The organism is Thermomonospora catenispora, from assembly GCF_006363815.1.
GTDB classification, from domain to species: Bacteria; Actinomycetota; Actinomycetes; order Streptosporangiales; family Streptosporangiaceae; genus Thermomonospora; species Thermomonospora catenispora.
This window is the reverse complement of record NZ_RRYT01000003.1, coordinates 133,331-146,633: the sequence shown is the minus strand read 5'-3', so window position 1 is coordinate 146,633 and position 13,303 is coordinate 133,331. Positions and strand designations below refer to the sequence as shown.

At 74.4% G+C, this 13,303-nt stretch carries 12 protein-coding genes; 8 read left to right on the top strand and 4 right to left on the bottom strand.

The features are described 5' to 3' along the window. Nucleotides 1-11: 11 nt before the first annotated feature. Complete coding sequence (locus EIO00_RS04090) at nucleotides 12-1,493, top strand: DUF7059 domain-containing protein (RefSeq protein WP_140175547.1); 1,482 nt, start codon at nucleotides 12-14, stop codon at nucleotides 1,491-1,493. On the opposite strand, the gene EIO00_RS04085 is transcribed toward EIO00_RS04090, so the two are convergent. Further along, entirely contained in the window at nucleotides 1,490-2,572 is a 1,083-nt protein-coding gene (locus EIO00_RS04085; protein ID WP_140175546.1) for a quinone-dependent dihydroorotate dehydrogenase, read from the bottom strand. The genes EIO00_RS04090 and EIO00_RS04085 overlap by 4 nt on opposite strands. 163 nt (nucleotides 2,573-2,735) lie before the next feature. Here EIO00_RS04085 and EIO00_RS04080 point away from each other — a divergent pair, with 163 nt between their 5' ends. Further along, complete coding sequence (locus EIO00_RS04080) at nucleotides 2,736-3,896, top strand: hypothetical protein (RefSeq protein ID WP_140175545.1); 1,161 nt, start codon at nucleotides 2,736-2,738, stop codon at nucleotides 3,894-3,896. Between the two features lie 101 nt (nucleotides 3,897-3,997). After that, the gene (locus tag EIO00_RS04075) at nucleotides 3,998-4,879 is read left to right on the top strand and encodes a DMT family transporter (protein WP_140175544.1); all 882 of its coding nucleotides are present in this window, start codon (nucleotides 3,998-4,000) and stop codon (nucleotides 4,877-4,879) included. A gap of 165 nt (nucleotides 4,880-5,044) precedes the next feature. On the opposite strand, the gene EIO00_RS04070 is transcribed toward EIO00_RS04075, so the two are convergent. The 3 genes from EIO00_RS04070 to EIO00_RS04060 form a co-directional block, all read right to left on the bottom strand. Continuing rightward, nucleotides 5,045-6,154, bottom strand: a complete 1,110-nt coding sequence (locus EIO00_RS04070; RefSeq protein WP_175596119.1) for an NAD(P)/FAD-dependent oxidoreductase — start codon at nucleotides 6,152-6,154, stop codon at nucleotides 5,045-5,047. 95 nt (nucleotides 6,155-6,249) lie between these two features. Further along, nucleotides 6,250-6,939 carry an IclR family transcriptional regulator gene (locus tag EIO00_RS04065; protein WP_140175543.1) on the bottom strand — a complete coding sequence of 230 codons (690 nt, stop codon included), beginning with the start codon at nucleotides 6,937-6,939 and terminating at the stop codon, nucleotides 6,250-6,252. 76 nt (nucleotides 6,940-7,015) lie between these two features. Next, nucleotides 7,016-8,266 (bottom strand): alpha/beta fold hydrolase, encoded by a 1,251-nt coding sequence (locus EIO00_RS04060; RefSeq protein ID WP_338325903.1) that lies wholly within the window; start codon nucleotides 8,264-8,266, stop codon nucleotides 7,016-7,018. 690 nt (nucleotides 8,267-8,956) lie between these two features. Here EIO00_RS04060 and EIO00_RS04055 point away from each other — a divergent pair. The 5 genes from EIO00_RS04055 to EIO00_RS04035 all read left to right on the top strand — a co-directional run bounded on the left by EIO00_RS04055 (nucleotide 8,957) and on the right by EIO00_RS04035 (nucleotide 13,288). Beyond that, complete coding sequence (locus EIO00_RS04055) at nucleotides 8,957-9,307, top strand: YciI family protein (RefSeq protein WP_140175542.1); 351 nt, start codon at nucleotides 8,957-8,959, stop codon at nucleotides 9,305-9,307. Nucleotides 9,308-9,422: 115 nt separating this feature from the next. Further along, entirely contained in the window at nucleotides 9,423-10,706 is a 1,284-nt protein-coding gene (locus tag EIO00_RS04050; protein ID WP_241661099.1) for an RNA polymerase sigma factor, read from the top strand. Nucleotides 10,707-10,805: 99 nt separating this feature from the next. After that, nucleotides 10,806-11,219 (top strand): DoxX family protein, encoded by a 414-nt coding sequence (locus EIO00_RS04045; protein WP_140175540.1) that lies wholly within the window; start codon nucleotides 10,806-10,808, stop codon nucleotides 11,217-11,219. Between the two features lie 128 nt (nucleotides 11,220-11,347). Continuing rightward, the gene (locus EIO00_RS04040; protein ID WP_140175539.1) at nucleotides 11,348-12,760 is read left to right on the top strand and encodes an MFS transporter; all 1,413 of its coding nucleotides are present in this window, start codon (nucleotides 11,348-11,350) and stop codon (nucleotides 12,758-12,760) included. 78 nt (nucleotides 12,761-12,838) lie between these two features. Next, nucleotides 12,839-13,288, top strand: coding sequence for a winged helix-turn-helix transcriptional regulator (locus EIO00_RS04035; RefSeq protein WP_140175538.1), 450 nt, complete (start codon nucleotides 12,839-12,841; stop codon nucleotides 13,286-13,288). Nucleotides 13,289-13,303 lie beyond the last annotated feature (15 nt).

Below are 13,303 nucleotides of genomic sequence, written 5' to 3'. Positions count from 1 at the left end.
AGGATGGGCGGGTGAGCGTTTCCGACGAGGTGTTGACCGGGGTCCGAGCGGCCCTGGAGCGGGCGGAGTACACGGTCGCCCGGGTGCGGGCGCTGCTGGGGCCGGTGGCCGGCGGCGCGCTGGCCCGGGAGGAGATCGTTCCGGCGTTGCGGGCGACGACGGGCGGGAGCCCGCTGGAGGTCTTCGTCCGGCTGCTGTGGTTGCAGGTGCCGGTGGCGGCCACGGCGGTGCCGGAGGAGTTCTTCGCCGCCGGGCTGGCGGAGCGGGTCGGGGAACGGGCCCGGCCGCTGCTGCGCGTGCAACCGGTCGAGGGGGTGGACGGGCGGCACCTGGGGTACGCGGTGTCGGATCTGGCGGTGCGGCCGGGGTCGAAGCGGACGCCGCGGCCCGACCATGTGGTGGGGTCGGGCGGGGCCTCGGCGGGCCTGGCGCAACTGGTTGTCCACAGGCCTGTGGACAACGCCCTCGATCTCGGCACGGGCTGTGGAGTGCAGGTGCTGCACCTGGCGGACCGGGCCCGGAGCATCACCGCCACGGACCTGAACCCGCGGGCGCTGCAGCTGGCCCGGATGAGCTTCGCGCTGTCCGGGGTGGAGGGGGTGAAGCTGCTCCACGGGTCGCTGTTCGAGCCGGTCGCGGACCGGCGGTTCGACCTGATCGTCTCCAACCCGCCGTTCGTGATCTCCCCCGGAGAGGGGCTGACCTACCGGGAGTCGGGACTGCCCGGCGACGAGGTGTGCCGGCGGCTGGTGGCCGGCGCGCCGCAGCGGCTGACCGAGGGCGGCTGGTGCCAGATGCTGGCGAATTGGCTGCTCATCGAGGGTGAACCGTGGCAGGAGCGGCTCGCCGGATGGGTGCCGGCGGGGTGCGACGCCTGGATCGTCCAGCGCGATGTGCAGGACCCCGCCGAGTACGTCGAGCTGTGGCTGCGGGACTCCTGCGAGGCCGGCACCGCCGAGTACACGACGCGATACGACGCCTGGCTGGACTGCCTCGAACGGTGGGGGGCGACGGGGATCGGGTTCGGCTGGATCACCCTGCGCAACAGCGGCGCCGCCGACCCCGTCGTGCGGGTGGAGGAGATCCGGCACCCGGTGGAGCAGCCGGTCGGCGCGTATGTGGAACGGGTGCTCGACGGACTGGTCGCCGGATCGAAGTTTTCCACAGCCTGTCCACAGGGCTTGCGGACGGCTGTGGACATCGCGCAGGAGCAGATCGGCCCGCCCGGGGCCGAGGATCCCGAGCGGATCGTGCTCCGCCAGCGCGGCGGGCTGCGCCGGGCCGCCGCGGTCGGCACCGTCGAGGCCGCGCTCGCCGGAGTGTGCGACGGCGCGCTGCCGCTGCCGCCGCTGCTGGACGCCATCGCCCAGCTCCTGGACCTGTCGCCGGAGCAGGTCCGGGCGCACGCCGACGCGGTGCTGCCCGAGCTGATCGCGGACGGCTTCTTCGAGGTGACCGGCGAGGCGGCCGGCGAGGAAACCGGCCGCGCCTAGCCGCGCGGGCCGATGGCGTCCTGGACGGCGGCGTACGCGCTCCCCCGCAGCCGGCGCGCCAGGTCGCGGTGGACCCGGTGCGCCCACAACGGACCGCCGTAGATCATGCCCGTGTAGGCCTGCACCAGGGTGGCCCCGGCGCGGAGCCGCTCCCACACGTCGTCGGCGTTCTCCACGCCGCCGACCGAGATCAGCACCAGCCGGTCGCCGACCCGGGCCCGCAGCCGCCGCAGCACCTGCATCGACCGCTCCTTCAGCGGCGCGCCGGACAGGCCGCCGGTCTGCGCGGTCAGCTCGGGGGCGCTGCGCAGGCCCTGCCGGGCGATGGTGGTGTTGGTCGCGATGACGCCGTCCAGCCCCAGCTCCAGGGCCAGGTCGGCGACCGCGTCGATGTCCTCGTCGGCCAGATCCGGGGCGATCTTGACCAGCAGCGGCACCCGCCGGTCGGGGCTCGCTTCGTCGGCGGCCTCGCGGACGGCCGTCAGCAGCGGACGGAGCCGCTCCACCGCCTGCAGGTCGCGCAGCCCGGGGGTGTTGGGCGAGCTGACGTTCACCACCAGGTAGTCGGCGTGCGGGGCCAGCCGGCGGGCGCTGGTCACGTAGTCGGCGATCGCCTCCTCCTCGGGCACCGCCTTGGTCTTGCCGATGTTCGCGCCCACGATCACATCGGACCGCCGGCCGCGCAGCCGCCGCGCCGCCGCCTCCGACCCCTGGTTGTTGAAGCCCATCCGGTTGATCACCGCCCGGTCGGCGGGCAGCCGGAACAGCCGCGGCCTGGGGTTGCCCGGCTGGGCGCGCCCGGTGACGGTGCCGATCTCCACATGGGAGAACCCGAACGCCCCCAGCGCCCGGTACGCCTCGGCGTCCTTGTCGAACCCGGCGGCCAGTCCCAGCGGACCGGGGAACTCCAGCCCCAGCGCCCGGACCCGCAACGCCGGATCACGCGGCGCCAGCATCCGCCGCAGCAGCCCGGTCAGCCCGGGCACCGCTTGCATCCAGCGCAGCAGCCGCAGCGTGACGCGGTGCACGGTCTCGGCGGGGATCCGGGCGATGACCATGGAGAAGAGCAGCGCGTACATCGGCGTCGATTCTGTCAGGCCCGCCCGGCGCGGGCCCACCCGCCCGCCGACGCCGTCCCCCGGTCGGGGGCCGCGGTCGCCTCGCCGTCGAGCGGTGAACCGCCCCGGGCCGCCCGCCGTCCGATCACCGCACGCGCCGACGGAGGAACGGGGGAGGGACGTGATGGACGTGGACGCCGGTCCGGTGCCGCCGCCGGAGACGCTGTGGACGGAGACGGCGATCCGGGCCGTGGTCTGCGTGGGGCTGGGCAGCCTGCGGAACACCTTCACCGTGACCGGAGAAGGAGTCGGCCTTCGCGACCACTACCGGGACATCTGGTGGGAGCTGAGCTGGGTCGAGGGCGGCGACCGGGCGGTGTTCTACGGCAACGTCCCGAGCGCCTGGCTCGCCGGGGCCGTCGCGTCGGCGGATCCGCTGGCGGGCGGCCCCGGCTGGTTGCCGTGGGAGAGGCTGACCGCCCTGCAGCGCGATCTCGGCCTCTCGTTCGTCTACTGGTGGGACGGGTCCCGCTGGGGCCACGCCCCCTATCCGGACCGCCCGGAAACGACGACCGCGCACGGGGGAGGCGCCCATGCGCTGGACCGTTGCGATGGGCTTCCCCCGGCGCGGGTGGACCTCGACACGGGCGACGCCCGCGCCGCATACGACGCGTTGCGGGAGGCGGCGCATCGGCGGCAGGTGACCGAGTCGCTGCTCGAGGCGGTGCTGCCCCGGCTGAGCCTCGACCCCAGGAACGGCGAGCCCGACCCGAGGGCGGCCCTGCAGGTCGCCGCCTGGACGGGGCTTGCCCCGGGCTCAGGCCGGCCCCGCCTCCCCGCGGGAGCGGGCGAGCCCGCGGGCCGTCGGCCGCCGATCGCCGCGCCGGAGCGGGTCAGCCGGGCGATCGTCATGGCCTCGCGCAGCGCACCGGAGCTCACGCGTCCCGAGCACCCCGAGCCCGACACGGTGGTGCGGTGGATGGTCGGTCGCGGATCGATCGGCCTGGTGACGGGCTTCGGGGGCGACGGGCTGATGTTCTCACTCCACGGCCGCTGGGAGAGCATGCGGCCGTCCACGCCGGAGGCGGAGATCATCGATGCATGGCGGGAGGCCGAAGGCGACCCTCGGACGGGCCGCTGGCTGCATGCCCTCATCGCGTTCGAGCGCTCACCGGACCCGGACGTCCTCCGCGCCTATGACACCGTGCCGGTCTGGTGGACCGGCCCTTCCCCGGGCGAGAGGGCGCTGAGGGCGATCCAGGAGGAGTTCATGGGACGCGACCCCGCCTGGCGCCCGGAGTGGACGCCGCTGCTGGGGGAGGTCCTCGACGCCGGCCTGCTGTGACCTGCCCGCGGGCCGGCGGGAACGGTCGCCACCGGGACTCGGGGATTTCCTTGTCCGAAAACCGCTGGTCGGTGCGGATCGGCCGCCCCTAGCGTTGTCGGGTGACCTCGCAGGCGACCTCCGGGAAGACCGCGGCGCTGGCCGCGGTGGCGATCACCATCGTGGCGTGGGCCTCGGCGTTCGTGGCGATCCGCTGGGTCGGCCGCAGCTATGAGCCCGGGACGCTGGCGCTCGGGCGGCTGCTGGTCGGCGCGCTCGCGCTCGGCGGCATGGTGGCGGCCCGCCGCGCCTGGGTGACGCCCACCCGCCGGGAGTGGGCGCTGCTCGCGCTGTGCGGGGTGGCCTGGTTCGCCGTCTACAACGTGGCGTTGAACGCCGCCGAGCGGCAGGTGGACGCCGGGACCACGGCCATGCTGGTGAACATCGGGCCGATCCTGATCGCGGTGTTCGCCGGGCTGCTGCTGGGCGAGGGCTTCCCCCGCTGGCTGCTGGCGGGGCTGGCGGTGGCGTTCACCGGCGCGGTGCTGATCGGGCTGGGGACCTCCTCCGGCGAGGGCGACGCCTCGGTGGCGGGCGTGCTGCTGTGCCTGGTCGCCGCCGTCACCTACGCCGTCGGGGTGCTCAGCCAAAAGCCCGTGCTGGCCCGGCTGCCGGCCCTCCAGGTGACCTGGCTGGCCTGCGTGATCGGCGCCGTCGCCTGCCTGCCGTACGCGCCGGCGCTCCTGACCGACCTCCGCGACGCCCCGGCGGGCGCCACCGCCGGGCTGGCCTATCTGGGGCTGGTGCCGACCGCGCTGGCGTTCAGCACCTGGGCGTACGCGCTGGCCCGGATGGACGCCGGGCGGCTGGGCGTCTCGACGTACCTGGTGCCGCCGGTGACCATCGTGCTGGCCGCGGCGCTGCTCGGGGAGTTCCCCCGGCCGCTGGCCCTGCTGGGCGGGGCGCTCTGCCTGACCGGGGTGGCGCTGTCCCGCCGCAGGTGACCCGCGGGACGACCGGCAAAGGTCCCGCGGGCGGTCCTCGAGCACTCCTCGGACGGGCCTCGGACGATCGCAGCCGGTCCACGGACGGCCGCCGAGGATCCGCAGGCGACCCGAAAGGTCGTGCGGGGGCCGGTCGCCCCCGCACGACGCCTCCGTCCTCTCCGGTCAGGAGACCGGGATGGTCGGGTGGCGCTGGAAGAGGGCCACGGTGCGGATGACCGTGTCCTTGTAGCGGGCGGCGAGCCGGCCGGTCAGCACGGCCTTGCGCGGGCTGTCGTCGGCGTGGACGAACTGGATGAGCCCGTCCTTGCGGCCCAGGCTGATGCACTGCTGGTAGTAGCCGAACTTCAGCGGCCTGGGCTCCTTGCCGGCCAGCCGGGCGGCGATAGCCCTCGCGGCCGCCTGCGCGGTCGGCAGGCCGCTGGCGCAGGCCATCCGGAGCTCCTGACCGCTGGACCCCCTGGCCGCCGCCGCATCACCGATCCCGTACACCTCCGGGTGCGACGTGGAACGCAGCGTGTCGTCCACGACCATGCGGCCGTCGGCCTTCACCGCGAACCCGGCCTGCCGGGCCAGGTCCGGCACCCGGAACCCGGTCGACCACACCACGGTGTCGGCGCGGACGAGGCCGCCGTCCTCCAGCACCAGCCCGTCCGGGCCGACCTTGGCGACCCGCACGCGATCCCGGACGTCGATGCCCAGCCGGTCGAACGTCCGGTGCAGGTGGGCGCGGCCCTTCTCCGACAGCGTCGCGCCGAACTCGCCGCCGGTGACCATCTCGACCTTCATCCCCGGGTACGTCTCGGCGATCTCGGTGGCCACTTCGAGACCGGTCAGCCCGCCTCCGACGACGGCGACCGTCTCGGCGCCGTCGCGGAGCCGGTCCCGCAGCCGCTGCGCACCGTCGAGATCGGCGACGGTGTGGGCGTGCTCGGCCGCCCCCGGCACCGTGTCCAGGTCGGCCCGGCTGCCCAGGGCGTAGACGAGCAGGTCGTAGTGCAGGTCGGACTGCGCCCCGGCCAGCCGCACCGTCCGGGCGTCGGCGTCGATCCCGACGACCCGGTCCACCACCAGCGACACGTCGGTGCCCTTCAGCAGGTCCCGCAGCGACCGGTCCCGCAGGCGTTGCCCCGCCGCGAGCTGATGCAGCAGCACCCGCTCCACGAACCGGTCCCGCTCGTTGACCAACGTCACCCGGGCGTCGTCGGTCCACCGGTCGATGAGCTTGGCCGCGGCGAGCCCCGCGTAGCCGCCGCCGAGAACCACGATGTGCATATCGCGCTCCCTTCGTCCTCACCCCCGAGGACGGAGGAGGCCGCCGATGTGTGACATCCGGTCGGAGCGGGAGGGGCGCGCCGGGCACAGGCCGGTCACAGCAGGCGGGCGATGCGGTCGGCGGCGGCCAGCACGCGGGGGGCGATGACGGTCTCGTCCTGCTCGCCGATGGTCACGATGCCGACGCTGGCCTCGGCGGGACGGCCGTCGACGCGGATGGGGGCGGCCAGTCCCCACGCCCCGGCCTGCAGCTCCCCGAAGGTGACCGAGTAGCCGACGCGGCGGGCCGAGGCGACGGCCCGGCGTTCACCGGGCCGGGGCGGGCGGCCGATCAGGATGGCGATGCCGGAGGCGCCCCGGTCGACGGGATGCCGGTTGCCCGCCCGGTAGGCGACGTGGATGGTGGAGCCGCGCGGCTCCACGACGGTGAGGACCACCGCCTCGTCCTCGGTGTCGAGCACGGTGATGAACGCGGTGGCGTGGCAGTGGTCGGCCAGGTCCTGCAGTTCGGCCGCGGCGGCCTGCCGCAGCCGGTGCAGGACGGCCGCGTTCAGCTCCACGATGCCCAGGCCCAGGGAGTAGGTGTTGCCGTCGCGGGCCACCAGCCGATGCCGCCCCAGTGCGGTCAGATGCCGGGTGACGGCGTTGCGGTGCAGCCCGGAGGCGCGCGAGAGCTGGCTGACGGTGAGCCCGTCGGGGTGTTCGCGCAGGATCTCCAGCAGGCGCAGTCCGGCGTCGATGGTCTTGGACCCGGCCCGCGCCGGGGGGTGGTCGGTCATCGTCATGGGGCATCACCGATCCCGCGGGCCGTCGCCGGACGACGCGCGGCCGCCCGGGCGCCGGTCCGCTCCCGTGCGCCGGTCATCGCAGGAAACCCTCGATGTGGGAGATCAGGGCCAGCGGGGTCTCTTCGACGGCGTAGTGGCCGGCGTCGGCCAGCACCGTCAGCTCAGCGTTGGGGTACCACTCCAGCCAGGTCCGCCGCATGACGTCGGGGGACAGCGCAGGGTCGTGGGCCCCGGCGATGATCAGGGCCGGGGTGGGGTTGCCGATGACCTCCCGGTGGTAGTCGGTGCGCGCCCAGGCGTCCAGGTAGGCGCGGAACGCGGCCGGGTCGCTGTTGCCGACCGAGGCGGCGACCATCCGGTCCAGCCAGCGGGACGGCATCCGGCTGCCGGTGGTGAAGTCGATGATGGCGCGGCGGTCGGCGGGCCGGGCGGCGGCGCCGGCGAACAGCGCCCAGCTCTCCTCGTCGAACGGCACTCCGCAGGCGGGCACCGGGGAGATGCCCACCAGTTTGCGCACGCGGCCGGGGGCGTCCAGCATGACCCGCTGCATGACCGTCCCGCCCATCGAGTGGCCGATCAGGGAGAAGGTGTCCCAGCCGAGCTTGTCGGCGAGGGCGATCACGTCTCCGGCGATCTCCGCCAGGGTGTAGTCGCCGGTGAGGTCGCGGGCGTCGCCGTACCCCCGGTAGTCGGGGAACGCGTAGGTGAAGGCGTCGCCGTCCAGGTAGGGGTGGAGCCCGCGCCACTGGGTGCGGTCGCCGAACCAGCCGTGCAATGCGATCACCCGGTGGGGCCCGGTTCCGTGGACGTCGTGGGGCAGGGCGACGGACATGGGGGATTCTCCTTCGTCCGGGCTTTCGGGGGATGCGGGGGGTGCGCTCGCGCAGGGAAGGCTGAACCAGACGTGCTTGCCGCGCCCGTCGGGACGGCGGACGGCGCCCCATCGGGCGGCCTGGGCGTCCACCAGGAACAGGCCGCGTCCGCTCTCGGCCGCCCGGTCGGGCACGCGCATCGTCGGCAGGGCGGGGTCGGGGTCGTGCACCTCGACGCGGACGCCCTCGCCGTCCGCGATCATCCGGATCGCCAGTGCGCGTCGGCCGCGTTCGGCCGGAATGGCGTGCATGATCGCATTGGTGACCAATTCGCTGGTGAGTTCTCCCAGCAGGGCGGCGGCCTCATCGCCTGAGTCCGGATTCCACCGGCGGAATGTCCGCTCCACCCACCGCCGGGCAATGGCGGGAGCGCGCAACGAATCGGGAAGCCGCCGGTCTGCGACAGGTCGTTGCCGCGCGGGAGCGGTGGTCACGTCGGGTCCGCCTAACATCCGGCCATGCCCGAATAGTGGGCATGACGATCAAAATGTGGGCATCATCGATGATGATTCGACCGCCGCCGCCGCGCTGTCAACAGAAATGACGAAATCACCTCGCCCGTTCGACAATGTCGTCCGATCCGTCCCGGACGTACGGAAATAGCCGTTGTCGAGAACACGATCAGGCGGTTGAAGCATCCGCCGACGCGGGAGAGGCGGGGCGCGGTCGCGATCCGCGCGGCCGAGGACGCGCCGCCCCGCCCGGCCGGCCCCTCCGGAGGCCGGCGATCCGGGGCCCGCCGGCCCGAGACGGGCCGCCCGCCCGTCGTCTCCTTGCGGCCGACGCCGGCAGGCCCGCGCGCGGGCCGGGTCCCCGCCTCCCCGGCCGCGCTCCGGACGATCCCGCAGAGGTCTCGCTCCGCTCCCCGATCCCGCCTGCCCGATCCGGCCCCGCCGCCGGCGCACCGTCCGGTGCCCTGGACGCACGGCCCGCCCTCGCCCCGCCTCCCCCGCGCCGCAGCCGGCCGCGGGTCCGTGCTCGACGCACCGGCGCACAGGCCGCCGACCTGGGCGAACGCATCTCGAAGAAATTCCTGGAGAAAAATCCGGCCGTCATGTCGATCGGGCGGCCCGCCGTTCGACGCGTCAGCGAGAGGCCGGTGGAACGGACCCGCCGGCACCGCCGTGACAAGGAGACAGACGATGCGATTCCTGATGATGACGACCGACGACGGCTCGCCCCAGGAGCCGCCCAGCGAGCGGCTGGAGGCCGAGATGGGCGCGTTCATCGCCGAGATGAGCAAGGCCGGCGTGCTGCTGGCCACCGGCGGGCTGGAGCCCGGCGGCACCTACATCACCGCCAAGGACGGCAAGATCACCGTGACCGACGGCCCCTTCAGCGAGTCCAAGGAGACGGTGGTCGGCTTCGCGCTGGTCGAGGTCCGCAGCCGGGAGGAGGCCATCGAGCTGTCCAAGCGGTTCTGGCAGATCGTCGGCGACGGCCGCGGCGTCATCAAGCAGGTCTTCGGCCCGGAGGACCTCCCCGGTCAGTGACCCCTCCTCGTCCCGCGGAGGGTGAGGGGCACCGTGCCGTCCGCCGCGTCCTCCCCGGAGGGCGCGGCGGACGATCGGTTGCCCGACCGTCCCCGACGATGCTGTGATCGGATCCGTGACGCAGCCGGAGCGGGAGCCGTCCAGCGTTCACCGCACCATCGACGCGGTCTGGCGGCTGGAGTCGCCGCGGATCATCGCGGCCGTGGCGCGGCTGGTCAACGATCTCGGGCTGGCCGAGGAGCTGGCGCAGGACGCGCTGGTCGCCGCGCTGGAGCAGTGGCCCGGCTCCGGGGTGCCCGACAACCCCGGAGCCTGGCTGATGGTCGTCGCCAAGCGCCGGGCCGTCGACCTGATCCGCCGAGAGCGGCGGCTGGAACGCAAGATCGCCGAACTCGGCCATGAGCTGGAGACCGAGGGCGACGACGCCGACCTGGAGACCGCCCTGGATCCGGAGCGGATCGAAGACGACCTGCTGAGGCTGGTGTTCACCGCCTGCCATCCGGTGCTGTCCACCCCGGCCCGGGTCGCGCTGACCCTGCGGACGCTCGGCGGGCTGACCACCGACGAGATCGCACGGGCCTTCCTGACGTCCGAGTCGACCGTCGCGCAGCGGATCGTCCGGGCCAAGCGGACCCTGGCGCAGGCGGGGGTGCCGTTCGAGGTGCCCGCCGGCCCGGAGCGCGCCGCCCGGCTGGCGTCCGTGCTGGAGGTCATCTACCTGATCTTCAACGAGGGCTACGCCGCCACGGCCGGGGACGAGTGGATCCGCGCCGACCTGTGCCGGGAGGCCCTGCGGCTGGGCCGGGTGCTGGCCGAACTGGCGCCCGAGGAGGCGGAGGTGCACGGTCTGGTGGCGCTGATGGAGATCCAGGCCTCCCGCATGCGCGCCCGGACCGGCCCGTCCGGTGAGCCCGTCCCGCTGCTGGAGCAGGACCGCGGCCGGTGGGACCGGCTGCTGATCCACCGCGGCTTCGCCTCGCTGCTGCGCGCCCGGGCCCTCGGCGGCCCGCCCGGCCCCTACGTCCTGCAGGCCGCCATCGCCGCCTGCCACGCTCAGGCCGCCACCGCCGAGGACACCGACTGGGTGCAGATCGTCGGCCTGTACGAACTGCTGGCCCGCACCGCCCCGTCCCCGGTCGTGGAGTTGAACCGGGCGGTCGCCGTGGGCATGGCCTTCGGTCCCGAACGCGGACTGGCGATCGTCGACGCCCTGGTCGATGAGCCGTCCCTGAAGAACTACCACCTGCTGCCGAGCGTGCGGGGCGACCTGCTGGCCCGGCTGGGCCGCACCGCCGAGGCCGCCGCCGAGTTCACGCGGGCCGCGGCGCTGACCCGCAACGCCCCCGAGCGCCGGCTGCTGCACAGACGGGCCGCCGAGCTGGCCGAACGCCCCGGCTAGGGCTTCCGCGAAAAAATCCGGGCGGGTGTCGATCTGAGCGTCCCCGGGACGACGCATGGACGAAACCGCACTCGACGTCGTCCCGAAAGGACCTCGGACATGACCGCCCAGACCCTCTCCACCGCCCCGGTCCGCTCCGCCCGCCGCCGTGTGCTGTGGGTCCTGCAGATCCTCATCGCCGCCTTCCTGCTCATCGGCTCGGCGATGCCGAAGTTCTTCGGCGAGCAGTACGCCGTGGAGACCTTCGAGGCGATCGGCTGGGGCCAGTGGTTCCGCTACCTCACCGGCGCCGTCGAGGCCGCCGGGGCCGTCGCCCTGGTCATCCCCCGCCTGTCGGGGCCGGCCGCCATCGGGCTGATCGGTCTGATGATCGGCGCCGTCCTCACCCAGATCCTGGTGCTGGTCCCCGCGTTCGCCCTGTTCCCCGCCGCCCTGGCCGTGATCTTCGCCCTGGTCGCCCACGACCGCCGCGCCGAGACCCGCGCCCTGCTGCGCTCTCTGCTGCGCCGCTGACCCGTCCTCCCGCGGGCGGCCCGGGACCGGTCCCGGGCCGCCCCCCGCAGTAGAGGGTTGTTTTTTCCAACTGACAATGTCACAGTGATCGGCATTGAGTTGGATTTTCCTACTTACCTGGAGGGGTCGTGACCCGTCCCGACACCCGTACCGGCGCCGCCCCCGGGGCCGGGCCGCCCGCGGCGCGGCTGGGCCCGGTCTTCACGGTGGTGGCCGCCGGGGTGGCGATGTCCAACCTCGACACCTTCATCGTCAACGTGGCCCTGCCCGAGATCGGCGAGGACCTGTCCGGCTCCTCGCTGTCGGCGCTGTCGTGGGTGCTCAACGCCTACGCCGTGGTCTTCGCCGCGCTGCTGGTGCCGCTGGGCGACCTGGCCGACCGGGCGGGCGCCCGGCGCGCCTACCTGCTGGGGACCGCGATCTTCACCGTGGCCTCGGCGCTGTGCGCGCTGGCGCCGTCGGTGTGGGCGCTGGTCGCCGCCCGGATCGCGCAGGCGGCCGGGGCGGCCATGCTGACGCCCGCCTCACTGGGCCTGCTGCTGGCCGCCGCCCCGCCGGAGCGGCGGACCGCGGCGGTCCGGGGGTGGACGGCCATCAGCGGGCTGGCCGCCGCGCTCGGCCCGGTCGCCGGCGGCCTGCTGTGCCAGGTCGACTGGCGCTGGGCGTTCCTGATCAACCTGCCCGTGGGCGTCGCCGCGGTGGTCGCCGGGCTCCGCGTCCTGCCCCGCACCCCGGCGGCGCGCGATGCGCGGCACCACGATCTGGCGGGCGCGGGCGTTCTGACGATCGCCGTCGCCGCGCTCGCCCTGGGGCTGGTGCGCGGCGAGGAGTGGGGCTGGTCCTCGGCGAAGGTGATCGGCTGCCTGGTCGCGGCGGTCCTGCTGGCCGCGGTGTTCGCGATCCGGTCGGCCCGCCACCCCGATCCCATCGTGCCGCCGGCGCTGCTGCGGGTGCCGGCCTTCGGCTCCGCGACGCTGGCCAACGTGCTGTTCGCGGTGGCCTTCGCCGCGATGCTGCTGTCGGCGGTGCTGTGGTGCCAGGAGATGTGGCGGTGGTCGCCGCTGCGCACCGGGCTGGCGATCGCGCCCGGCCCGTTGATGGTGCCCGCGCTGGCGGTCGGCGCCGGGTCGATCGTGCGGCGGGTGGGTCCGGCCCCGGTCGCCGCCGCCGGCTGCGCCCTGTTCGCGGCCGGGATCGGCTGGTGGGCGGTCGCCCTGCGGCCGGACGGCGGTTATCTGACCGGGCTGCTGCCCGGCATGCTGCTGACCGGCGTCGGCGTCGGCCTCACCCTGCCCACTCTGATCAGCGCCGCGGTCGCCGCGCTGCCGCCGCGAAGCTTCGCCACCGGCTCGGCGGTGGTCACCATGGCCCGCCAGGTCGGCATGGTGCTGGGCGTCGCGATGCTGGTCGCCGCCCTGGGCTCGCCCGAGGGGACGGAGGAGGCGCACGCCGCCTTCGACGGCGGCTGGCTGCTGACCCTGGGGGCGACGGCGGCGGCCGGAGCGGTCGCATCGTTCATCCGGCGCGGACAGGCGGCCTGACGGGGGCGGGGTCGCCCCGGCCGCGCCGACGCGGCCGGGGCGACCTCTTGAGTTGGAGAACCCGACTAATCTGTGGTCATGCCCAAGGACGTCAGTCCTCGTCCGTGCTCCATCGCCGACACCCTGGAGCTGGTCGGCGAGCGCTGGACGTTGCTGGCCGTCCGGGAGCTCTTCCACGGCGTGCACCGGTTCGACGGCATCGTCCGCAACACCGGCGCGCCCCGCGACATCCTCACCAACCGGCTGCGCAAACTGGAGGCGGCCGGCATCCTGCGCCGCGAACGCTACAGCGACCGCCCGCCGCGCTACGAGTACCACCTCACCTCCGCCGGCCGCGAGCTCGGCGACGTGCTGCTCGCCCTGATGAAGTGGGGCGACCGGCACCTCAACCCCGACGACCCGCCGGTGCGCTGGCAGCACTCCTGCGGCCGCGTCCTCGACCCGGTCGTCACCTGCGCGCACTGCGGACGGCCCGCCCGGCAGGGCGCCCACTCCCCCAGCGGCCGGGGAGCCCGCACCGACCGGTGAGCCCTCTCCGACCTC

Excerpts from the sequence above, each read along its gene's own strand:
- EIO00_RS04085 (WP_140175546.1), bottom strand. The coding sequence starts at position 2,572 with ATGTACGCGCTGCTCTTCTCCATGGTCATCGCCCGGATCCCCGCCGAG.
- EIO00_RS04080 (WP_140175545.1), top strand. The coding sequence starts at position 2,736 with ATGGACGTGGACGCCGGTCCGGTGCCGCCGCCGGAGACGCTGTGGACG.
- EIO00_RS04070 (WP_175596119.1), bottom strand. The coding sequence starts at position 6,154 with ATGCACATCGTGGTTCTCGGCGGCGGCTACGCGGGGCTCGCCGCGGCC.
- EIO00_RS04065 (WP_140175543.1), bottom strand. The coding sequence starts at position 6,939 with ATGACGATGACCGACCACCCCCCGGCGCGGGCCGGGTCCAAGACCATC.
- EIO00_RS04060 (WP_338325903.1), bottom strand. The coding sequence starts at position 8,266 with ATGTTAGGCGGACCCGACGTGACCACCGCTCCCGCGCGGCAACGACCT.
- EIO00_RS04055 (WP_140175542.1), top strand. The coding sequence starts at position 8,957 with ATGCGATTCCTGATGATGACGACCGACGACGGCTCGCCCCAGGAGCCG.
- EIO00_RS04045 (WP_140175540.1), top strand. The coding sequence starts at position 10,806 with ATGACCGCCCAGACCCTCTCCACCGCCCCGGTCCGCTCCGCCCGCCGC.
- EIO00_RS04035 (WP_140175538.1), top strand. The coding sequence starts at position 12,839 with ATGCCCAAGGACGTCAGTCCTCGTCCGTGCTCCATCGCCGACACCCTG.